The organism is Marinobacterium sp. MBR-111 (genome assembly GCF_040547585.1).
GTDB classification, from domain to species: domain Bacteria; phylum Pseudomonadota; class Gammaproteobacteria; order Pseudomonadales; family Balneatricaceae; genus Marinobacterium; species Marinobacterium iners.
The window spans coordinates 1-22,961 of record NZ_JBEPQA010000031.1; the positions used below are offsets into that span (position 1 = coordinate 1).

The window sequence follows — 22,961 nt, forward strand, 5'->3', positions numbered from 1 at the left end:
TACAGACACCACTGAGGGAGTCAACACCTGTCTGTAAAAAAGTTTCAGAAAGATGAAAACCGGCATTGCCCCACCCCAAAACAACAACAGGCGCCAGAGCGCCTGTTGTTGTTTTGGGTGTAATAACACTACTTATTAGGATCAGCCGCGGAATCACTTTCATCCTCAGCTTCATCCGGCTTCCGAACCAGTATGGTTCCAAGCAGTATGCCAAGTTCAAACAGCAGCCACATCGGAACAGCCAGCAGGCTCTGGGAAATTATATCGGGCGGAGTCAGCAGCATGCCAAGAACAAAACAGCCGACGACGACATAGGCACGCTTCTCTTTTAGGCTTTTGACCGTCACAGCACCAGACCATAACAGCAGCAGGGTAGCCACGGGTATTTCAAAGACGATGCCGAAAGCAAAAAACAGTTTGAGGACAAAATTGAGATAGCTGCTTATATCGGTCATTACCGCAATATTTTCAGGCCCTACACTGGTAAAGAAACCGAAGATGATCGGAAACACCACATAGTACGCAAACGCGATACCCATATAGAACAGCAGGATGCTCGAAATCAGCAATGGAATGGCTAGACGCTTTTCATGCTTGTACAAGCCAGGCGCAATGAAGCTCCAGGCCTGATGCAAAAGGAAGGGCATGGCAATGAAAGCTGATGCCACAAGTGTCAGCTTGAATGGCGCAAAGAAAGGAGAGGTCACATCCGTTGCGATCATGCTTGTGCCTTGCGGCAGCAAGGCTGTCAATGGCGCGGAAATCCACGTATAGAGGTCGTTGGCAAAGTAGAACAGACCGAGAAAAATCACCAGTATCGCCAGGACGCTGTAAAGCAGTCGTTGACGAAGCTCCACCAGATGGGCAATCAATGGTTGTTCCTGATCAGAGTGATCCACGCTCATGGTGTCTCTTTCTTGTCACTGGTTTTACTTTCATCTGTATTAATACCGGCCTCGCCTGAATCTTTGGCGTTATCGGCGGTGCCGGTTTCAAAAGGCGAGTCTGAAAATGGTTGGCTCATCTCCCGCAGCTCTCGCTCGAGCTGCTCTTTTTCGATCGCCGTTGTCCGCTTCAGCTCTTCCATTCTGAGCTCTTCCCTGATCTCACTCTGGATGGAGCCAACGGTACGTCGCAGACGCCCCAGCCACAGGCCGCAGGTGCGTGCGGCCATCGGCAGACGCTGAGGACCCAGCACCAGCAGCGCAACAACACCTATGACCAGAAGTTCAAAGAAACCGATATCAAACATCTGCCGTCAGCTTACTTGTCTGACTTGCTGTCGGATTTGGTCTCAGTTTTTTCAGACTCTTTGAACTGAGCATCCTGCTCGGCCGAGATCTTTTTCTGCTCGGCTTCACTGTCGCTCTTACCTGAATCATCCTCATTCACGGCCTTCTTAAAGCTTTTCAGGGCTCCACCCAGATCACCACCGATATTGCGCAGTTTTTTGGTGCCAAACAGCAGAATGATGATTACCAGAACGATCAACAGCTGCCAAATACTGATTCCACCGAGCATATTACCTCCCGCGGTTGTAAAGATTCACTGTAGTGAATATATCAGTCATATCTTATAGCACCGTTACAGCCCGCAGCTGAAACGGTTTTAATGTTTATTGTTTGCCTCGCGAGGCCTTCTCTTCCAGACCTGAAAGATCAAAACGACGTGCCAACTCCTGCAGTACAGCCGTATGACTCTCTCCCAGATGTGACAGCATCACCAGTGTATGGAACCAGAGGTCTGCGGTTTCATAGATCAGATCGGTATTGTCACCGCTGAGGCCGGCATCCTTGGCAGCCAGTATCGTTTCGACACTTTCTTCACCGACTTTTTCCAGAATTTTGTTGAGTCCCTTGGCATGCAGAGATGCCACATAGGAAGTTTCGGCATCCGCCTGCTTACGAGCCTCAAGCACCTGTTGTAGTTGATCAAGCACATCACTCATCATGCGAGCCTTTGCTGGTATAGATTTGATTCGGATCCTTGCGTACGGCATCAACGGTTTCCCATTCTGTGCCATTGCGCAGTACACGATAGAAGCAGCTCTCACGACCGGTATGACAGGCGATGTCGCCCAACTGTTCAACACTGAGCAGAATCACGTCCCCGTCACAGTCCAGTCTAAGTTCATGCAGTTTCTGCACATGTCCGGATTCTTCACCCTTGCGCCAAAGCCTGTTGCGCGAGCGCGACCAATAGATGGCTCGCTGTTCGGACACCGTCAACTGCAGCGCCTCTTCATTCATCCAGGCCACCATCAGGATGCGCCCGGTTCTGAAGTCCTGGGCGATGGCCGGGATCAGGCCCTTTTCGTCCCACTTGATCTGCTCAAGCCAGTCTGCAGACATGATGCCTCTCTGTACTGTTCCGATTGAATTGGAAGCGTCGAAGCATAACTGATCGTGACGACCTGAACCAGCAGCCTCAGGCTCGCCAGATCAACAGCCAGCCGCAGCCCCCCGCTAGCAGCGCATACCAAGGCAGATCCTGTAGGCTTTGTTGCAATGCTGGCAGTGCAGTCACCGTCGCGGCAGCCAGTAGGGTTATCCCCGTCAGCAGATAACGTCTTTTACGTTGTTCATCCCGTACCCGCTGTTGCTGAAGCTTGAGTTGCAGCCCCTCATTGTTCTCGGAACCAAGTTTGAGTTGTTGCAGGCTGTCATACACCAGCTGGGGTAAGTGGGGCATTTTTTCCAACCATTCCGGCGCCTGTTGCTTGATGCTTTGATAGGCTGCCTTAACGCCCATCCGCTGCTGCATCCAGTTTTCCAGAAACGGCTTGGCGGTCTGCCAAAGGTCGAGGTCAGGGTAGAGTTGGCGCCCCAGCCCTTCAATATTAAGCAGGGTCTTCTGCAACAATACCAGCTGCGGCTGAACTTCCATATTGAAGCGACGTGCGGTCTGAAACAGCCCCAGCAGCACCATACCAAAAGATATATCCTTCAGCGGCTTCTCAAAAATCGGCTCACAAACGCTGCGGATCGCTGTCTCGAACGCATGCACGTTAGTATCTCTCGGCACCCAGCCTGAGTCGATGTGCAACTGCGCAACCTGCCGATAGTCGCGCTTAAAAAAAGCGAGAATATTACGTGCCAGATAGTTTTGATCCTCGGCATTGAGTGAGCCGATGATGCCAAAGTCTACGGCAATATATTGTGGATTGGCCGGATTATCCCGTGATACGAAAATATTGCCCGGGTGCATGTCGGCATGGAAAAAGCTGTCACGGAATACTTGCGTGAAAAAGATCTCCACGCCACGCTCTGCCAGCAGTTTCATGTCAGTCCCCTGCACCCGCAGCTGTGCCACATCAGCAACAGGGACCCCCTGTATACGCTCCATCACCAGAACTTGCTGGCGGGTGTAATCCCAGAATATTTCGGGCACATACAAGATGTCAGAGTCATCAAAGTTGCGTCTCAGCTGCGACCCGTTGGCTGCTTCCTTGCGTAAATCCAGTTCGTCGAAAATGGTCTGTTCATACTCATGCACCACCTCGACAGGGCGCAGCCGGCGCCCTTCAGACCAGATCGCCTGCATCAACCGCGCCAGCAGATACAGCAGCGCCACATCTTGACGGATAACGCTGCTGATACCGGGGCGTATCACCTTGACTACAACCGCCTTGCCATCATTCAGTGTCGCCGCATGTACCTGCGCCACCGAGGCAGATGCCATTGGCTCTACACTGAATGATGAGAAAATCTCCGTAACAGGTCGCTTCAATTCACGCTCGATTATCTTCTGCGCCAACTGACCGGAGAAAGGCGGTACCCGGTCCTGTAGTTTTGAGAGTTCCTGTGCGATGTCATCCGGTAGCAGATCTCGACGCGTAGACAGCATCTGACCAAACTTGATGAACACCGGCCCCAATGCCTCAAGCGCCAGGCGCAAACGTTCCGCCTGCGGGTGGCGTGCAGGAATAAGGTAGCGGGATGGGAGTAGCCAGAACAGAGCCCTCACATACCAGGGCAACAGTGGCTGATTGAAAAACGTGTCGAGACGATAGTAAGAGAAGATCCAGGCGATCTTCAATGAGCGCAATACGGTCCGCACAGCTCAGGATATCCCGTGGTTGACGAAAAGCTCCATTCTACCCTGTCGTGGCCAGCTGTGTCTGGTTTCGGCCCTGTTGCTTGGCTCGATAAAGTGCCTGGTCCGCACGTGTAAACAGATTTTCTGCGTCATCTTCGGAGGCAACCTCAGCGACACCAAAGGAGATACTGACTTCAACCCGCTCACCCTTGAAGTTGAAGGGGCTGTCGGCAATGGCCTGACGCAACTTCTCGGTGGCACGGTAGGCCTCATCGGCACTGGTTGAGGGAAACAGAATAACAAACTCTTCACCGCCAAAACGGGCAATAAAATCAGTGCTGCGCAGATTATGCATCAACACCTTGGTTACAAGGCGTAACACTCTGTCTCCGGCAAGGTGCCCCAAATCATCATTGATTCTCTTGAAAAAATCGATATCTCCGACAGCAAGGGAAAACCGTGTTTGATAGCGTCGCCAGCGATCCATCTCCGATTCCAGATGCTGCTCATAGGCAGTTCTGTTCGGCAGACCGGTCAGGGGGTCCGTGCGCGCACGCAGTTGCTCCTCTTTCATCCTTGCCTTGACCTTACTGGTCTCGACTTCCATCTGCTTAACCTTGTGCAGCAAGTCATCATAACGCCGGTTCAGACGGTCTTCGCGCGCCTGCTCCTGCTGTCGGTAGCTGTCCATGGTACGCACGATAGAGGCCAACTGCCGGGCAACACTCTGCTTCAGCAGGTTGAGGTCCTCGGACTCTTTCACCGTAAGATGAATGTTGCGTACGTCACGACGCACCGTCGAGTCCAGCTGATGATGCGCCTGCACCGCCTGCGCCTCATCAGTTCGACTTTCTTCCAGAAACTGTTGTACATACGAGAGCTGGGAGTTCAACGTCAGCAGGTAATTTTCAAAATCTTCCTGAGTGTTTCCTCCTGCAAGACGTACCAGCTCAACCACTGTAGACAGCATCTCAGGCAACTGCTCCAGTTCCAGCCCTTCCTCGAGCTGACATACCAGGTTCCGAGCACGTTCAACACCCTCTGCCGGCACCTGCAATGCTTCAAGCAACTGCAGCATCTCCGATGCGACACTGGCACGGAGCATATCAATATCCTGGCCCGCATCAGCGTTCAGTTCAAAATCATTTTCAGGGGAGCCAGAGGTTGCGTTACTCACCAGCATGCCATTTTGCAGCTCGACCAGGTCCATCAGCAAATCAGATAGCTTGTACAGACGCTCGACTGCATCAGGGATACGGTTTTCAACGTTGCCCAGAAGATTATCGACAGAAGGAACCTTATTGACCCGACGCAGCTGCTGGCTCCAGCGGCGCAGCACCTTGGCAAGGCTGTCGGAGACTCCGTGCCGATCCTGATCCAGTTGCTTGACGCTTTTACGGACCTGACGTGACAACGATGCCACACGTTCAGTATTCTGTGACTTCAGTGAAGTCAGAAGGGAAGCAAGTTCGCTGTCAAGTTCAGACCCATTGCCCTGCAGGCCCAGTGCCATGTGCTCGACCAGTGCAGTAAGCTCACTTTTGATACGGGCATCAGACTGCTGCTGCCGCTCAACTTCGAGCGTCAACTCCGTATATTTGCGCTTCCAGTTTTCCTGGTCAGACACTCACTTTCCTCACCACAAGACAATCTACGCTTCTGAGCTACAGCATATTACCTTGCGTTTCTGAATGGAAACGAAAAAACCGCCTGCAAAAGGCGGTTTTTGGTGTTGCGGCATGACCTGAATCAGAGTGCCGAGCGTTCGCGCTCAACCAGATAATCCACGACCTCAAGCATTTCCTTGTGCCCCCCGGCTGAAGCAGCACTTACACGGTACTTGCCATTCACAACCATGGCCGGAACACCGGTAATTTCATAGCCACGCAGCTTAGAGTCTCCCTGCTTGAGTTTCATGTTAACGGCAAAGGAGTCATAAAGCTTCGTGAATTCTTCCTTCTCAATACCCAAGGTAGCATAAAACTCAGCCAGCGCTTCCACACTGCTGAAACGCTTGCGCTGAAGGTGGATTGCATCAAACATTGGCTGGTGCGTTTCTTTAACTTTATCGCTCAATTCGGCAACATAATAGGCCCGCGCCAGCGGCTCCCAGCTGCGACCAAACACCACAGGCAGACCAACGAAAGCAACATCATCAGCCTGCTGTTCGCGCCAGTGAGCCAACATAGGTTCAAAGGTGTTGCAGTGAGGACAGGCATACCCGAAGGCCTCAACCACTTCTACCTTATCATCCGCGACCGTTTTGACCGGATGAGACAGAGCGAAATAGTGCTCACCTTCGCGATAGTCCTGAGCCCAGGACAGTGCGGCAAACAAAGACAGCGATGCTGTCAGCAACAGCTTTTTCAACATTTCAATTCTCCCAGAGCTGGCATCTTGTCGGATAGTGACCTCGACAAGCCTGAATAAGTTTCATGCTCAACAAAAAAGGCAGCCTATGCTGCCTTTTTGATCAGACTGGACGCAACACCTGCCGCTTAGTGCAGGCCCTGAACGTACTGGGAAACCGCTTTCATTTCCGCTTCGCTCATCTTGGATGCAATATCGCGCATCATGTTGGCCGGATCGTTGTTACGATCACCGCTGGCAAACTTCTTCAGCGTAGACTCAACATACTGGGCGTGCTGGCCGCTCAGCGACGGGTAAGCCGCAGAGTCAATCCCCTTGCCGTTGGGGCCGTGGCAGGCAGTACAGGCTGCTACGCCCTTATCTGCAACACCGGCGCGCCATATTTTCTGACCCGCTTCAACCTGGTCTGCTGCAGCCTGCCCCAGCTGAACTTTCTTGCTGGCGAAGAACGCCGCAATATCAGCCAAGTCCTGTTCATTGAGGTTATCCAGCATACCGGTCATTTCCGGCACGGAACGTACACCGCTTTTGATTTCGAGCATCTGCTTGAGCAGATATTTTTCACCTTGCCCAGCCAGTTTTGGGAAGTTACCCACGACGCTGTTACCATCGGTGCTGTGACAGGCAGTACATACGGCTGTCTTGCCCTGGCCTGCAGTTGCATCACCTGCCGCATGCGCGACGCCGGTGATACCGATGCTTACCAGTAAGCTGATCAGTAGTTTGTTCATTGACTAACCCAGACTCTTGCTTGACGAAATGTGTTTTAATCTACCGCTGATTTTGCAGTAAAACAGCAGTAAACGGCCAATTTCCACTATTACCCTGACTGGAGACAGACTCGGTTCGCGGGTAAAATTGGCGGCATTATAAACCGTTGTGTTGCCGGTTGTGAAATCACTTTAAAAACAATGGCTTACCGATCAAATTGGTAGGCACAATGGAAAAGTCACACAAAGCGTCACACAATACGTCACACATTGGACTGCCGCCAGTTGCGCATACTATACAGCGCAACGGCGTTTACCACTACAAAAAGCGTGTGCATTCAACTATCGTTCAATGTTCGCTGAGGACCGCTGACCCAGCACTTGCACGCTACTTGGTAACTGTATTGGATCGCGAAGTTATGGATGCCGAAAGAGATAGAGAAGAGATTGTAAAGAAGGTCAAAAGGGCCGTTAAAAAACGCCCAAGGGCCGGGGCCGGTGCTGCATACAGCTTTGTTACTAATAATTTCGAGGTGCTTATAAAGCCGCCTTCTCGCCCCAAATCCCTTATTACGATTGACGAAAATGGCAATCCGGTGTTCGATTACGGCGGCGATGTCAAAAAAGAGATTGAAGCTTTAATGGCATATCGAGAGCTTATGTCGTGCGGCGGGGGCGGGGGTGGCCCAGTTGACAGCGGCAACCTAACTATAATTGAACATATAGAAAAGTATCTCGACAGTCTTGTGCTGACAAAGGAAGTAACAGCCGAAACGCTTGTTAATTATAAGCGCATGCTTATGCGATGGCATGACTTCATGTGCGTGAAGTACTTGCATGAAATTGATTATGATAAACATCTTGATTATGTATTAACTTTACGTAAAAAGACTGAACTTGTTGCAAGCAGTATTAACAATGAAGTGGCTCAAGTTAATGCTTTTGTAGATTACTTAAAGGCTCGAAAACTCGTTGATTTGCCAAAGCTCAAGGCGCTGGGTTCTAAAATCGTTAATTCAGAAAAACAGGAACGTTGGCCCTTTGAGCAAAAGCACATGCCAGCCATCTGCGAAGCGCTGACAATGATGGATTATCAGGCTCGGATAGTCGTTGTTTTGTGCTTTATGACTGGTGCGCGAGTTGGCGAAATAGGGCAACTGGAAACAAAGGATGTTATTAAGCATGAGGGTATTTTGTATATCGACATTAACAATGAAGATGAAGACCCTACGGAATCAGAGGAGTTTAAAGCAAAGCGTAAAAAAGTTAAAACGGAAAACAGTAAACGTCGTGTTCCAGTGCCAACATGCTTGGTTCCCATTATCACGGACTTGCATAAACAGGCATTAAAAAAGCAAGGATCAGCTTTGTTTTTTGGTATAAATGAGCCCAAATCGAAGAAAGCAAACCGGGGCACAACTGCAAGCCGCGCATTTATTTATCAGCTTCGCAATAATCATGGTTTTGGTCCTGAATACGTAACACACTCAGCTCGGCATATGTTCCGTGGGTTGTGCGATTATAAGGAGTTGCATGAGCCCACTGTTGAAAAAGTGATGGGCCATGCAAGTCAGAAAACTGGCCGCAGCGTGTATAGTAAAACTGAGCTTTCCATGGAATTAAAATCAATGCTGGAAGTCGTTGATTTTATAGCTAATAAGTACTGTTTAACGCTTGTTAATGTGCTTACAGTACCTAAAAAGCGCAAAAAGTACACACGCAAAACAAACACGAAAAGCGACCAGTAGTCGCTGCTTGTTTTACTGTTTATTTTTTGATCGTTTTTAGATGTCGAGTAAGTTTATTTGCTCTTCATCATCATCAAAATCAGACCAAAAATCATTGATTTCAGATGTTATAACGAGGTCGGGCGAAGCTCCGGCCTCGCTTGAATAACATACATTAATTGTCAGTCCGTCCAGCTCTTGTTTATGCTCAGTCCCTGTATTTACTGTTGTTTCAGCCTGTTTTTCACCATTCTCGTGCTTATTAATAAGTTCTTTGTCGTTCTTATTATTAGGGTCAAGGATGCGGTTTAAGTTAACAATAACTATATCTCCGCCATCGTGGTTGTGGGTTACATGGCTAAACCGTTTGTTGCCGTTTTCGTCCTCAATATAAACGCCTTTCAAATATGGATTAAAATGGTTAAAAAACGCATACTTTTTGGCACTTAACTGCATATCGCTGCATAGCATTTCGCCAAGCTCTCGCAGTAGCTTAATAGGGTGTTTAATCAGCTGTTTACGCATTTTGTACAGGTAGTTAAACTTACTTTTAAACCCTTGTAACCCAATGCGGTTGCAGCGGCGTATTTCGCCCCCACAATCGCGGCTATACCATGCCCCTATTTCCGGATCGTCGAAGCTTTTTATAACGTATTTCATCACGTAGCTCGCGGCTTGGGCCGGTTCCTGCTCGTTCTCAAGATCGGTTTTTAACCTAAGGTCCAAGCTATAATTTATGCCATATTCAGAGCTTATTTCGGCTCTTACATCGTTCACTATGCTTATAAACCGATTTAGCTTATCGGGCGGCACAAATAAGGCAACGTGTAAATGCGGGCATCCGTCCTTGTGTGGTTCAGGCACGGCAAACCCCATTAAGTTAATACCAGCCGCTTTTGCACGCTTGTATATAACCCTGTGTACATTATCTTGTATCCACTTTAGGGCCTGTCGGCTTGATGCCCCATTATAGCTGCAACGGCCTTTTGTGGGGTTGCTGTGGTACTGCGGCAGGGCTGTTTCGGTAAGTAATACTTGCTCCATGCCTTGTTCGTCCGCCATTCGCTGAATTAGTAGCATATCCGTCCAGATTTCGGCCTTTTTGTCAGCGGCTGTTGGTGCTACATCGGCAAGTGCAAACTTGTGCACACCGCTGGGGCCATGCATGTATATTTCGGTTTTTTCGAGGTATAGCTCATTATTTTCGATGGTTTTGCGGCGGTTTGCAGCTATGGCTTCGCTTACATACTGGTATAGTGCTTTTTTAGCTTTAACATCGCCAACTTGCTTATTATAAAATGCGTATTGCTCCAAATAGTAACCACGCAGGGTTTTAAGCGTTTTCAGTATGCTTTTAAATTTGGTTTGGCGGTTAAGCAGGGCTTTAGGGTTTTTAAGCCATGCTGTGTACGGGCTATTTATTATTGCTGGTATAATGTGCTCGCGACCCTCCCCCCAGCTGGCCATACGTGCCGCAATACGGTTTAATTGCTGGTCATCGGCGTTTGCAACATTGTTAATAAATTGTGGATTAGGCGGGCATACAACGTGGTGTTTACGTGCATATTTTACGTAATAGTTGCTGCTGGCGTAGTTTATGGGTTGTAAGTATTGCATGGAACATCCTGTACATTTTAAAACTCCATTTATGAATGAAGTACAGGATGAGAGCTGTGGATAAGTTATTTATGATTTTTTGTTAGTAAGTGTTTACATGCGTAATATACTTGCTATAATTAACTTAAATTCATGGTGCAGCTCTCTCCTGTACCTTTCAATAAAGCGGCCCGGCAAGGTCGCTTTATTTACTTATATTTCCCGATTATAGCACCCATTTATATTTTTTCTAGCTTAAAAATCAGTTTATTTCTCATTTTACGCTCTGTGCAATAATACAAATCCACGAAATTTCCTTCTATTTCATCGCATTTTATTGTTCTAGCCTCGGCTATTATCTCATCATTCTTTTTTACTAAAACATGGTAAACACCGGAGCATAGCTCGTGCTTTTTGAATGTTATACTCATCGTGAAAACCCCCGGTCATACTCATGGTTTCGCTGTTGGTGTACAGGCTCTCTGCGGGTTATTTTTATAGGTTCAGGTTCCGGCTCTTCACGCTCTTTGCGTACAGCTTCAGCGTCATATTTTTCAATACGTGATATTTCGCTGTTTATATATGTACTAATGCCGGGGTCAGGCGAATCCAGAGCAGCGGTATGGGCTAGCATAATTAGCTGCAATTCCCGCTCCTGAGCTGCTCGTACCTCGTCCTCAAGCTTTTGTAATTTCGCTCCATAAATCTCATTAAACGACTTATTTTGATCAAGTACTTGGGCTTCGAATTGCATAGCTCGCTCGCGATAATGATCAGCAATATCGTTAGCTCGTTTGATCTCTTTATCTTTTTCTTCGAGTCGTTTGGACAGTTTTAGCACTTGAGCTGTCTTTTCTTTCAGCTCTTTTTTAAGCTCCATGTACTTGTTTTTAATGCGGGTAAAAACACCCGGACGCATTGACTGTTCAATGTCCTTTTGTGCTGTATTTGCTCGTATACGCTCCTTTTCCGCTCTACCCTCCGCAGCTGCAACACGCGCTGTTAAATCAGCTTTTACAGTATTTAGCTCCTGTTGTTTTGAAGCGATCAGTTTTGACTGTGCATCAATCAGTTCTTTAAGCTTCTCTTGATAGCTTCCAGTAAGCGCTTCTTTGGCTTTTTGAGTCAGGGATGATGGAGCCTTATCAATAGTATTCTTTGCTTGCTCAGCAGCTTCTCTGGCGGCTTCCAATGCCTTTTCTTCTTTTGCTGCTTGCTCGCTGTAATAACGTCCGGGCTTTTGGTGTTTTGCTTTACTACCGACAGTACCGCGCTCCAGCCCTAAATGTTTTACATGATCATGATATGAATTCTGCATATCAGACAGCTGGAATTTGGACCCACCGAGCACATCTTTATAACTTATGACGTGCTCATGCTCCCCTGTCTTTTTATTGGTTCGCTCGATAGTAGGCACTAACATGGCATGTATATGGGGGGACGTTTCATCGAGGTGGACTTCGAGCGATATACACTGACCGGGAAACTCTTTATTCAAAAAGCTCTGAACCCCATCAACAAACTGATCAATCTGTTTTTGATCCCATCCGTGAGCCAAATTTTGATCGTGCTGCCAAAAGTCCGGGGACGCTGTAAACATGGCGTCAAATGCGTATATTTGATCTTTTTGCCTGCATGGTTTTTCAGGGTCAATGTCGTGATTTACGCAATGATCGATAAAGTCTTGGTGGGTATTACCAGACCCGATAACGTGATAGTTATACTGGGTTAAAGTGGGGTCAGCATGGGGGGAATCATATGTGCGATCATTATGTTTATCGTAACCGCCGAGGGAGCCGCTACCCCCAGTTTTTCCGCCTGCCGTTGTTTTGTGCTTTGTGCCCGCCAGTCGCATGATTGCTGTAGCCATTTGTATTCATCCTTGACATCAATAAAACCTCTTTTGTGTATGTGTTTAGCCACCTTTCCGCCCCCTTTATATTACAACATAAGGGGAGGGTGGCGCTTTTGCTTTTCGAAGCTCTTATGTTACGCAAGTAATATAAGAAGCGGAGCGAATGCAGCCCTCAAACTTGTTTGAGGGCGGAGTGAGTTCCGCTCTTTTAATTATAGCTCGTGATTTAGTTTAGTGGTGGTTATTTATTGATGTCAATAAAATATTTACTTGACGGGGGTGGGGAAGCATTTAAAGCATTTGCATTCATTGGTATAAAACACCGCAAAATAGTCATTTTATAAGCTTTGCTGGTGCAGTGCGCGTATATGCACATATGCCTTTTTTTTTTGCATTTCTAGTCATGTTATTCTTTCTATAAAATTGTCAAAAATTTATCCTGAATCAGTGACTTCATACGCAGATTCAGCTCTGCTGGGCTGAACTCGCGAAGCCTCTTCAGCCAGGTGCTTTCGTCCACCGTACACCGGTGTTTAAGCGCGCCGCCGGTCTGTCCATGGTACTTTACCTGTATGTTTTATAACCAGCTCCATTGGTGTGGCCACACCCGATCCTGCCATACCTGGCACTTGCTGGATGTGTCGATGCCTGGTGACGGATCAGGCAGATCCATACACCCGACTGAACGCTTTGAACCCCGGACAGTTACGACCAAAGCGCAGGCTAAGCTGACGACCGCTACTGATCAGGCGGCAGGCCATATACATCAGTTCCTGCATGACCGTGCGCAGCCGCCGGCGCTTGGCTGAATGACGGACCGGCGCATCCGGCCCCAGTAGTGCCCGCTGACCCATCCAGCGCAGGATGTTGTACCCCAATACGGCGAACGCCATGATCAGATCGTTGGTATCGAATTTACCGGATGGCAGGCGTTCCAGGTCGAGGTCGGTTTTGAATTCACTATGAAACTGTTCGCTGGTGGCATGATCGCAATACAGCGCCATGACGGTTGCCTCATCCGCGATCTCGGATGAGAGTGAGGTGGTCCAGCCTTCAAGGCTGACCTCAGGTTCCAGAAACATCTGCCCCTTGGCGTCACTCTGGCGCACCGTGACTTTGACGATCAGACGGTCGCCAGTGCCATCCAGCGGTTCGCTCACCAACGTTTCCATTTTTCCGGGTCGGACATGGCACCAGAGCGCACCGGCCGCATGGGCCTTGTCCACCCACGCCAGTCCGTCTTGCGAACGGGGGTTCCACTTGATCAGATAGTCCACCCCATGGGCACGAAAGTACGCACGGTTGTCGGCGGCATCGTGCGCGCTGTCGAGTCTCACCAGCAGGGGTGCCTCTGTCAGGTGTCGAGCCCGTGGCAGTACACGGTCGAGGGTGTGAATGAACTCTTTGTTGGCGTGCTGGTTGCCGGGTCGCAGTTCACAGCCCAGACACCAGCCTTCAGTGCCCAGGTAGGCGGCAATGGGCGCGTAGCCGTCATGCCCTTTGTAGGTATAGGCCACGCCCTCTTTTTTACTGTTGCTGTTGTCCATGGGGAATACGTCGATGTCCAGCGGCACATGGCCCGTGACGAGAGTACCGACAGATATTGAAGCGTTGTGCAGGAACTCGACGCTGGCCTCATCCAGCAATGGAATCAGTGCCTGGGCATCCTCATCGAATCGCTGACGCAGTCGGGCGGATGAAGGTGATTGCTTGATTCCCATCGCGGCTTTGAAGAAGTCATCATGGCGTGTCTGCTCAACGGCTTCGAAGTCGCTCTTGCCCAGACAGATCAGCCCCAAATAGGTACGGATGAGATCGATGTTAGAGATACCGTGGCGTTTGACGAGGGTGCGCGAGGTCTTGGCCAGAGAGGTCATCGTATTGAGACTATATCCGACGACGGCAAGGCCGCCGTGAGGTGTAATGACCTCGGTTTTGGACTGTTCGAGCTTGAAGGTACGCATGGTCAGAGTTCACTGTCTGGGTGAATCGATAGCGAGCTTCATTTTATCGTTACACCCCCCATGATTACAGGGCTACAAGGAATCAGTGAGGGTTTGAAGTCACGGATTCAGGAATCAGTTTGTGGCAATTGTTTAGGATAAACTTTTGCCTCATTATGTTTTCGAAATTCTATCCGCTTTTTCTCTAAAGGCATCATTCATTACATACCAATCGAGTGCTCTTAAATCACTTTCTAATATAAGGTAAATTTCGTATACGCCAATATTAGAATTCTGTTGCTTTAGAAAGTCAAAATATGGTTGTAAATACTGTTTCTGAGTATTGGGTCTTGGACTGTTATTCGAACTCCCAGATAATGAAAATATTAGGGTTCCAGAAACATTATGATCACAGAAGTATTTTTCAGCTTGCAGTAACTCCCCTATACCTACTTTCCTGTCACCAGTACTTGTAGATTCTATAACAAGAGTAATCTGACCACTTTGGTCGGCATACGATTTATCAGGTTTATATTTATCAAATCCAATTATCGACCCGTTGCTTTTCTCTACGAATTCAAGACCGTCAGGGAAGAGAAGTTTAGTGTTCTTAAAGCTTTTGTCAGACATTTGATTAAATATCGTTCAAAACTTTTTTAGTTGGTGATGGTTTTCCTAATATCAAGGTACTCATCCCAAAATATCTCTCACTAAGGTAACGCTGCAATGTAAGCTCTTTATAAGTGCATGTTTTTTGATTTAGTGTTGCACCGAAAGTGTTATTCATTTTTGAAGAAACACAAGTCAGATTTGGGTATTTTTTCTTAACTGCGGCTAATATATCTTCGAACCCCCCAACCTTGAAATCTGCTGTGAAACTTTGCAGTTTTTCATGATTCCAAAGTGGAGTAACTGTTGTCACATCATGGGTAGCAACAGTCCACTGCTTGGCAAACACTTGATTGTAGTCGCCTTTAGACATCCCGAGGTAGACACCTTTTATTTCCACATCAGCTCCATGCGCCATTAGTGGGATAAAGCAACTAATAAGAGGGATTAACATTAAATCTTTAAGTTTCATGAAAAAGTCCTTATGTGATCCATTATTCCATCCCTGTACTATATCTTAAGTCTTTTACTATGGGTATGCATACAGTCTAACTTTCAACCTGAATCAGTGACTTCATACGCAGATTCAGCTCTGCTGGGCTGAACTCGCGAAGCCTCTTCAGCCAGGTGCTTTCGTCCACCGTACACCGGTGTTTAAGCGCGCCGCCGGTCTGTCCATGGTACTTTACCTGTATGTTTTATAACCAGCTCCATTGGTGTGGCCACACCCGATCCTGCCATACCTGGCACTTGCTGGATGTGTCGATGCCTGGTGACGGATCAGGCAGATCCATACACCCGACTGAACGCTTTGAACCCCGGACAGTTACGACCAAAGCGCAGGCTAAGCTGACGACCGCTACTGATCAGGCGGCAGGCCATATACATCAGTTCCTGCATGACCGTGCGCAGCCGCCGGCGCTTGGCTGAATGACGGACCGGCGCATCCGGCCCCAGTAGTGCCCGCTGACCCATCCAGCGCAGGATGTTGTACCCCAATACGGCGAACGCCATGACCAGATCGTTGGTATCGAATTTACCGGATGGCAGGCGTTCCAGGTCGAGGTCGGTTTTGAATTCACTATGAAACTGTTCGCTGGTAGCATGATCGCAATACAGCGCCATGACGGTTGCCTCATCCGCGATCTCGGATGAGAGTGAGGTGGTCCAGCCTTCAAGGCTGACCTCAGGTTCCAGAAACATCTGCCCCTTGGCGTCACTCTGGCGCACCGTGACTTTGACGATCAGACGGTCGCCAGTGCCATCCAGCGGTTCGCTCACCAACGTTTCCATTTTTCCGGGTCGGACATGACACCAGAGTGCACCAGCCGCATGAGCCTTGTCCATCCACGCCAGTCCGTCTTGCGAACGGGGGTTCCACTTGATCAGATAGTCCACCCCATGGGCACGAAAGTACGCACGGTTGTCGGCGGCATCGTGCGCGCTGTCGAGTCTCACCAGCAGGGGTGCCTCTGTCAGGTGTCGAGCCCGTGGCAGTACGCGGTCGAGGGTGTGAATAAACTCTTTGTTGGCGTGCTGGTTGCCGGGTCGCAGTTCACAGCCCAGACACCAGCCTTCAGTGCCCAGGTAGGCGGCAATGGGCGCGTAGCCATCATGCCCTTTGTAGGTATAGGCCACGCCCTCTTTTTTACTGTTGCTGTTGTCCATGGGGAATACGTCGATGTCCAGCGGCACATGGCCCGTGACGAGAGTACCGACAGATATTGAAGCGTTGTGCAGGAACTCGACGCTGGCCTCATCCAGCAATGGAATCAGTGCCTGGGCATCCTCATCGAATCGCTGACGCAGTCGGGCGGATGAAGGTGATTGCTTGATTCCCATCGCGGCTTTGAAGAAGTCATCATGGCGTGTCTGCTCAACGGCTTCGAAGTCGCTCTTGCCCAGACAGATCAGCCCCAGATAGGTACGGATGAGGTCGATGTTAGAGATACCGTGGCGTTTTACGATGGTCCGCGAAGTCTTGGCCAGAGAGGTCATCGTATTGAGACTATATCCGACGACGGCAAGGCCGCCGTGAGGTGTAATGACCTCGGTTTTGGACTGTTCGAGCTTGAAGGTACGCATGGTCAGAGTTCACTGTCTGGGTGAATCGATAGCGAGCTTCATTTTATCGTTACACCCCCCATGATTACAGGGCTACAAGGAATCAGTGAGGGTTTGAAGTCACGGATTCAGGTTTATGTTTAAAATGGTCAAAACTTTATATTCAGAAATGTCAAAACTTTATTAAAAACATGATTCAAAAAATAACGCTAAATGCTTTTAATATGTATGCTTAAAGCCGCTAAATGCTGCTAACTTCCACAAAAATGCGCAAACAATTAATGCATGATTTTTGGTAAAATTGTCATCGCTTTACATATAAAATTGTCATTAATTTATTTTGGTTTTTATTAAAAATGGTTAAAATTGAGCTATGGCTGGATATACGCGCACTGCACCGGCCAAGCTTATGTAAACACCATTAATGATTGACATGGTGTGTATTTTTTATTGTTGCCATTTTATATATTACTTTTAGTTATATAGGTTATTTGCAACAATAAATCTGGCATGATTAATGCTGAACGACATAAAGCCCCGTAATATAAGGGCTGTAGACGCTTTAAGGCATGCAACAATAATCATAGATCGCTTAATTGATAGCTTTTATATATAATATTTTGTTATATAGCTGATTGGCACCTGCATGCCATTTTTATGCACAGGGCCAGTGCTGCCGGTGTACTTGTGCACAGCCCCGCCCAACCTTTGCAAATGGCCCCTTTAGTGTGCTTTGTGATGACGGGAAGTTTATTGATTGGGGTGGTATAGCTTGTTGCTGCTAATGCCTTCCACCCCCTGTACAGCCCCCGGCTTACTGGATGGTGGTGGTGTACGTTTGTTGGGTGCGAGTGGTAGAATGAGTATTGTTTAGTGTGACACAGAACGTCACACAAAACGTCACACACATAAGTAGCTTTTAATATGTAAGTTGTTGTTTTATAAGTGTTTTATGCCGTTTTTAATTTTGGCGGCATTATAAACCAATATCCCCACAAACTGGAACGTATATGTTCACTTTGTGGCCACCCGAGTCTTGCGCCATGTCTACGTTTGACCCCGTTATCCATTACAACCTTGCTCATTTCGAGACCAGCGCATCACGTCTCGATCAGTGTCCGCCCGACAGCGGTGCCGAGGTTGCCTTTGCCGGCCGCTCCAATGCCGGCAAGTCCAGCGCGATCAACGCACTGACCGCACAGACCGCGCTGGCACGAACCTCAAAAACCCCAGGACGTACGCAACTGATCAACTTTTTCAGACTCAATATTGAAGGTCTTAGACTGGTCGACCTGCCGGGTTACGGCTACGCCAAGGTGCCGGTTGCGATGAAACTTCACTGGCAGCGCCATCTGGATGCCTACCTGCAGCACCGCGAATGCCTGCAGGGTGTGGTACTGGTGATGGATATTCGCCATCCAATGAAGGAATTCGACGAAATGATGGTGCATTGGTGCTCATCGACCGGTGTACCCCTACACGTGCTGCTGACCAAGGAAGACAAACTCAAGCGAGGTCCGGCCAAGAGCACCATGTTGCAGATTCAGAAGCAACTCAAGGAACGGTTGGGCAACAAGGTGAGTGTGCAGACGTTTTCGGCTCTGAAAAAGTCAGGTGTGGACCAGCTGCGCCAGAGGATCAACAGTTGGCTGCTGCCGGATCTGAAAGAGATGCAGCCTGATGAGGTGGAGCTGATTCCACCCAAAGCAGACTGACAGCCAAGAAAAACCCCGGCAGACGGAAGGGGAGCACCACTGCCGGGGTCAAGATGTCATGACAGACAGAGCCGCGACTCCACGCTGGCAAGACTGGGACTTCATGCCGCGGCTCAACAGTTAAGACCTTTGATTCGACAAAAGTTCACTTTTGTACAAAAAAAGATCAATGCGCCTGTTCCCAGTTATCCCCGACACCGGCTTCAACCAGCAGGGGTACCGCAAGTTCGGCGGCATCTTCCATCAGCGGTTTGACCTGCGCGATAAAATTATCCACTTCGCTTTCACGCACTTCGAACACCAGCTCATCGTGTACCTGCATGATCATGCGGGCATCCATCCGGCCCTGTTCCAGCCAGTTATCCACCGCAATCATCGCGCGTTTGATAATATCTGCTGCCGTACCCTGCATGGGTGCGTTAATCGCAGTACGTTCGGCGGCCTGACGCTTCATCGGATTGCGGTCGTTGATCTCCGGCAGGTAGAGACGGCGACCGAACAGTGTTTCTACATAGCCCTGATCCCGGGCCTGGGCACGAGTTTCGTCCATGTAGCGCTGTACGCCGGGATAGGTGGCGAAATAGTGCTCGATGTAGGTACCGGCCTCCTTGTTGCCGATTCCCAACTGCCGTGCCAGACCAAAGGCGGACATGCCATAGATCAGGCCGAAGTTGATCGCCTTGGCGCTGCGGCGCTGATCTGCCGTTACCTTGTCCACAGTAATGCCGAACACTTCCGCGGCGGTCGCCTTGTGGATATCTTCACCGTGTCGGAAGGCGTTGAGCAGCCCCTCGTCACCGGACAGATGCGCCATGATGCGCAGTTCGATCTGTGAATAGTCCGCCGCAATGATTTTGTAGCCCTCGGGTGCAACAAAGGCGTTGCGGATACGACGCCCCTCGGGGGTACGCACCGGGATGTTCTGTAGGTTGGGCTCGGATGATGACAGACGACCGGTTGCCGTCACCGCCTGATGATAGGAGGTATGGATACGCCCGGTAGCCGGATTGATCATCTGCGGCAGCTTGTCGGTGTAGGTACTCTTGAGCTTGCTCAAGCCTCGCTGTTCAATCAGCAGCTTGGGCAGCGGATAGTCCAGCGCCAACTCCTGCAGCACCTCTTCGGCCGTAGACGGCGCACCCTTCGGTGTTTTCTTTTTCACTGGCAGGCCCATCTTGTCGAACAGAATCGCCTGCAGTTGTTTGGTGGAATTGAGGTTGAACTCTTCGCCCGCCAGCTCGAAAGCGTCTTTCTCTATTTCGCCCAGGCGCTTCTCCAGTTCCCGACCCTGTTCGCCCAGAATCTTGGCATCCACCAGCGCACCACGATATTCCATGCGTGACAGCACCGGGATCAGCGGGCGTTCAATGTCATTGAAGACCTTGAGTAGTTCACCCTCGGCGGCCAGCTGCGGTTGCAGTTTATGATGCAGGCGCAAGGTTATATCGGCATCTTCAGCCGCATAGGGCGCCGCCTGTTCCAGCTCGATCTGGTTAAAGGTCAGCTGTTTTTTGCCCTTGCCGGCGATATCCTCAAAGCTGGTCGTGGTCACGCCCAGGTGACGATCCGCCAGCGTATCCATGTCATGACGACTGGCAGTGGAGTTCAGTACGTAGGACTCCAGCATGGTATCGGCGCCGATGCCCTGCAGTTCGATACCATAATGGCGCAGCACATTCATGTCGTACTTGATGTGCTGACCGATCTTTTTCAGCTCGGAATCTTCCAGCAGCGGCTTCAGCTGCGCCAGCACAGCCTCGCGATCCAGCTGTGCCGGAGCGCCCATGTAATCGTGCGCCAGCGGTACATAGGCGGCCTTGCCTGGCTCGACCGCGAAAGAGACACCCACCAGCTGAGCTTCCATGTAGTTCAGGCTGGTGGTTTCGGTATCGAAGGCAAACTCGCCCGCGGCCTTGAGTGTCTCAAGCCAGGCATCGAAGGCTTCCTGCGTCAGGACCGTTTCATATTCGGTTTCGATGGCGTCTTCCAGAGCCACCGGCTCCTCAGCTCCCAACTCTTCAGCATCTCCTGCTTCCAGTTCACGCACCCAGCTCTTGAACTCGAACTGTTTGAACAGCTCCAGCAGCTGCTCCGGCTGGGGTTCAGGCAGGGTGATGTCGTGCAGGTCGATCTGCAGCGGTACATCGGTCTTGATGGTGGCCAGCAGATAGGACAGCTCCGCCGCTTCGCGATTCTCCTCCAGCTTTTTCGGCATGGTCTTGGCGCCACGGAAGCCCAGCGCGGGTATTTTATCCAGGTTCTCATAAAGGTCCTGGATGCCGCCGATACCTTGCAGCAGTGCCAACGCGGTCTTTTCACCCACACCGGGCACACCGGGAATGTTGTCTACCTTGTCCCCCTGCAGCGCCAGCAGATCGATCACCAGCTGCGGCGGCACACCGAACTTTTCCTCGACCCCTGCCACATCCATCTTGCTGTCGTTCATGGTGTTGATCAGGGTGACATGTTCATCCACCAGCTGTGCCATATCCTTGTCACCGGTGGAGATAACCACCGCGCGGCCGGATTCGCTGGCCTGACGCGCCAGGGTACCGATCACATCGTCCGCTTCCACGCCGTCTTCGACGAACAGCGGCAGTCCCATGGCCCGAATGATGGCGTGGATCGGCTCCACCTGAGCGCGCAGGTCATCCGGCATGGGCGGGCGATGTGACTTATACTCAGCATATATCTCGTCGCGAAAGGTTTTGCCCTTGGCATCGAAAATAACGGCGACGGGGCTGCCGGGATAGTCCTTGAGCAGACGTTTGAGCATCGAGGTCACAACCCTGATGGCACCGGTTGGCGTACCGTCAGCTGTACGCAGATCAGCCTGCTGGGAGGCGAAAAATGCTCGATAAAGGTAGGAGGAGCCATCCACCAGAATGACCGGGGCGTGCTGTTCGCTCATGGGAGTATCCATTTAAAACTGTTTCGGGGTTGTCGGCGCCTGCGACAAGGCCCACAATCATAGACAATTCGACCCCGACTAACCAATTGGGAAGCAATGATGCTGAAAAAACTGACGCTGGCGGCGGTATTGGCACTGACGCCCCTGGCCCAAGCCGAAGTAGTGGATGACCCGGCCCTGACCGAGCCAGAGATAACCATCACCCACGATGGTGAAAGCACCTATTACGAGTACACCGTCAACGGCCAGCTGCGCGAAATAAAGGTCGTGCCCAAGGTTGGCAAGCCCTACTATCTGGTGCCGGCTGATGGCTCCAAATTCATTCGTGTAGAGGAGTCGCAGCTGCTGATTCCGAAATGGGTCATCTTCCGCTGGTAACCGACATTGGCCGTATATACCGATATCAGCCGCGCTCAACTTGAAGCCCTGCTGGAAGACTATGCGCTGGGTAGACTGGTCAGCTTCGAAGGGATCGAAGGTGGCATCGAAAACAGCAACTTCTTCGTTACGCTGGACCTTGACGGCCACGAACAGCAGTACGTTCTGACACTGTTCGAAGAGTTGGCTTTCGACGAGATGCCATTCTTTGTCGAGCTGGGCCAGTGGCTGCATACGCGTCAGGTACCGGTTCCCTATGCGATCAAGGATCGCAACGGTATTGCGCTGAAACAGGTGTGCGCCAAACCCGCCTTTTTCCAGCCCCGCTTCCAGGGACATCATGTCAGTCGCGAACAGCTGACAACGGCACACTGTACCGAGATCGGCACAGCACTGGCACAGCTCCACCTGGCCGGCGAAGAGTTCTACCTGCGCAGACAGGCTCAAAGGGGCGTTTTCTGGTGGCGACGCGAGAGTCAGGCCATTCGCCATCTGCTTAAACCGGAAGATGCTGAACTGCTGCAGCAGGAAGTAGCCCTGTTTGACCAGTTGCGAGAAAAACCCTTCGGCTTGCCGCTGGGTACCATCCACGGCGACCTGTTCCATGACAACGCCCTGTTCCGTGATGGCCATCTGGAAGCGATCCTCGATATCTACAACGCGGCAACCGCTTTCCTGCTGTTTGATCTGGCCATTGTCGCCAACGACTGGTGTACTAACGCACAGGGGCAGGCTGATCCGGTACGGGAGCAGGCACTGCTCAAGGCCTATGCCAGTGTACGCCCGTTTACTGATGAAGAAGTCGCCGCCTGGCCGACGCTGGTTCGCACTGCTGCCATGCGTTTCTGGCTGTCGCGGCTAATACCCTGGCTCGGAGTTGAGCAAGCTTCACGCAGCGGCATCAGCACCAAACTGAAAGATCCGGACGAGTTCCGTCGTACCCTGCTGGCACGTATCGAAACACCCGCCTCAATCTGACGGTTGCGGCCCGGATCGGCTGTTGGCTTCAGGCCAAGTCGTCCGGGCTGGTATACTGCAGTCTTTC

The 22,961-nt window shown here is 50.3% G+C and carries 20 protein-coding genes; 4 read left to right on the forward strand and 16 right to left on the reverse strand.

Going from position 1 to position 22,961, the window contains the following annotated elements; translation table 11 throughout:
- Positions 1-128: 128 nt before the first annotated feature.
- The 9 genes from tatC to ABIE61_RS16495 all read right to left on the reverse strand — a co-directional run bounded on the left by tatC (position 129) and on the right by ABIE61_RS16495 (position 7,139).
- Complete coding sequence (gene tatC, locus ABIE61_RS16455; protein WP_091827459.1) at positions 129-905, reverse strand: twin-arginine translocase subunit TatC; 777 nt, start codon at positions 903-905, stop codon at positions 129-131.
- Positions 902-1,252: a Sec-independent protein translocase protein TatB gene (gene tatB / locus ABIE61_RS16460; RefSeq protein WP_354411467.1), complete on the reverse strand. Its 351-nt coding sequence runs from the start codon at positions 1,250-1,252 to the stop codon at positions 902-904. The genes tatC and tatB overlap by 4 nt, the downstream gene beginning before the upstream one ends.
- An 11-nt stretch (positions 1,253-1,263) precedes the next feature.
- Positions 1,264-1,521, reverse strand: a complete 258-nt coding sequence (gene tatA / locus ABIE61_RS16465; RefSeq protein ID WP_091827461.1) for a Sec-independent protein translocase subunit TatA — start codon at positions 1,519-1,521, stop codon at positions 1,264-1,266.
- A 94-nt stretch (positions 1,522-1,615) separates the two neighbouring features.
- Entirely contained in the window at positions 1,616-1,948 is a 333-nt protein-coding gene (locus tag ABIE61_RS16470; RefSeq protein ID WP_091827462.1) for a phosphoribosyl-ATP diphosphatase, read from the reverse strand.
- Positions 1,941-2,351: a phosphoribosyl-AMP cyclohydrolase gene (gene hisI, locus ABIE61_RS16475; protein WP_091827463.1), complete on the reverse strand. Its 411-nt coding sequence runs from the start codon at positions 2,349-2,351 to the stop codon at positions 1,941-1,943. Before hisI ends, ABIE61_RS16470 begins: the two co-directional genes overlap by 8 nt.
- Before the next feature lie 76 nt (positions 2,352-2,427).
- A complete protein-coding gene (ubiB, locus tag ABIE61_RS16480; RefSeq protein ID WP_354411471.1) occupies positions 2,428-4,059 on the reverse strand; it encodes a ubiquinone biosynthesis regulatory protein kinase UbiB in 1,632 nt (543 codons plus the stop codon).
- 37 nt (positions 4,060-4,096) lie between these two features.
- Positions 4,097-5,665 carry a GGDEF domain-containing protein gene (locus ABIE61_RS16485; protein WP_354411474.1) on the reverse strand — a complete coding sequence of 523 codons (1,569 nt, stop codon included), beginning with the start codon at positions 5,663-5,665 and terminating at the stop codon, positions 4,097-4,099.
- A 122-nt stretch (positions 5,666-5,787) separates the two neighbouring features.
- Entirely contained in the window at positions 5,788-6,411 is a 624-nt protein-coding gene (locus ABIE61_RS16490) for a thiol:disulfide interchange protein DsbA/DsbL (RefSeq protein ID WP_091827466.1), read from the reverse strand.
- Between the two features lie 125 nt (positions 6,412-6,536).
- Positions 6,537-7,139 (reverse strand): c-type cytochrome, encoded by a 603-nt coding sequence (locus tag ABIE61_RS16495; RefSeq protein ID WP_206837934.1) that lies wholly within the window; start codon positions 7,137-7,139, stop codon positions 6,537-6,539.
- A 209-nt stretch (positions 7,140-7,348) separates the two neighbouring features.
- Here ABIE61_RS16495 and ABIE61_RS16500 point away from each other — a divergent pair, with 209 nt between their 5' ends.
- Positions 7,349-8,866 (forward strand): tyrosine-type recombinase/integrase, encoded by a 1,518-nt coding sequence (locus tag ABIE61_RS16500; RefSeq protein ID WP_354411477.1) that lies wholly within the window; start codon positions 7,349-7,351, stop codon positions 8,864-8,866.
- 36 nt (positions 8,867-8,902) lie between these two features.
- Here ABIE61_RS16500 and ABIE61_RS16505 read toward each other — a convergent pair whose 3' ends face one another.
- From ABIE61_RS16505 to ABIE61_RS16530, 6 genes are all read right to left on the reverse strand, one after another.
- Positions 8,903-10,462 carry a replication endonuclease gene (locus tag ABIE61_RS16505; protein ID WP_354411479.1) on the reverse strand — a complete coding sequence of 520 codons (1,560 nt, stop codon included), beginning with the start codon at positions 10,460-10,462 and terminating at the stop codon, positions 8,903-8,905.
- A gap of 406 nt (positions 10,463-10,868) precedes the next feature.
- Positions 10,869-12,311: a MobV family relaxase gene (mobV, locus tag ABIE61_RS16510; protein ID WP_354411481.1), complete on the reverse strand. Its 1,443-nt coding sequence runs from the start codon at positions 12,309-12,311 to the stop codon at positions 10,869-10,871.
- A gap of 644 nt (positions 12,312-12,955) precedes the next feature.
- A complete protein-coding gene (locus ABIE61_RS16515) occupies positions 12,956-14,260 on the reverse strand; it encodes an IS1380 family transposase (RefSeq protein ID WP_354411483.1) in 1,305 nt (434 codons plus the stop codon).
- 153 nt (positions 14,261-14,413) lie between these two features.
- Positions 14,414-14,869: a hypothetical protein gene (locus ABIE61_RS16520; protein ID WP_354411485.1), complete on the reverse strand. Its 456-nt coding sequence runs from the start codon at positions 14,867-14,869 to the stop codon at positions 14,414-14,416.
- 4 nt (positions 14,870-14,873) lie between these two features.
- Positions 14,874-15,320, reverse strand: coding sequence for a hypothetical protein (locus ABIE61_RS16525; protein WP_354411487.1), 447 nt, complete (start codon positions 15,318-15,320; stop codon positions 14,874-14,876).
- A gap of 308 nt (positions 15,321-15,628) precedes the next feature.
- On the reverse strand, positions 15,629-16,933 hold the full coding sequence (locus ABIE61_RS16530) for an IS1380 family transposase (RefSeq protein ID WP_354411489.1): 1,305 nt from the start codon (positions 16,931-16,933) through the stop codon (positions 15,629-15,631).
- A 1,022-nt stretch (positions 16,934-17,955) separates the two neighbouring features.
- On the opposite strand from ABIE61_RS16530, the gene yihA reads away from it, so the two are divergent.
- Positions 17,956-18,627, forward strand: coding sequence for a ribosome biogenesis GTP-binding protein YihA/YsxC (yihA, locus tag ABIE61_RS16535; RefSeq protein WP_354411491.1), 672 nt, complete (start codon positions 17,956-17,958; stop codon positions 18,625-18,627).
- A gap of 166 nt (positions 18,628-18,793) precedes the next feature.
- Here the strand turns inward: yihA and polA are convergent, their stop codons facing one another.
- On the reverse strand, positions 18,794-21,538 hold the full coding sequence (gene polA, locus ABIE61_RS16540) for a DNA polymerase I (protein ID WP_354411493.1): 2,745 nt from the start codon (positions 21,536-21,538) through the stop codon (positions 18,794-18,796).
- Positions 21,539-21,637: 99 nt separating this feature from the next.
- Here polA and ABIE61_RS16545 point away from each other — a divergent pair, with 99 nt between their 5' ends.
- The gene (locus ABIE61_RS16545; protein ID WP_091827542.1) at positions 21,638-21,916 is read left to right on the forward strand and encodes a DUF2782 domain-containing protein; all 279 of its coding nucleotides are present in this window, start codon (positions 21,638-21,640) and stop codon (positions 21,914-21,916) included.
- Between the two features lie 6 nt (positions 21,917-21,922).
- Positions 21,923-22,894 carry a homoserine kinase gene (locus ABIE61_RS16550; protein WP_354411495.1) on the forward strand — a complete coding sequence of 324 codons (972 nt, stop codon included), beginning with the start codon at positions 21,923-21,925 and terminating at the stop codon, positions 22,892-22,894.
- Positions 22,895-22,961: the final 67 nt, after the last annotated feature.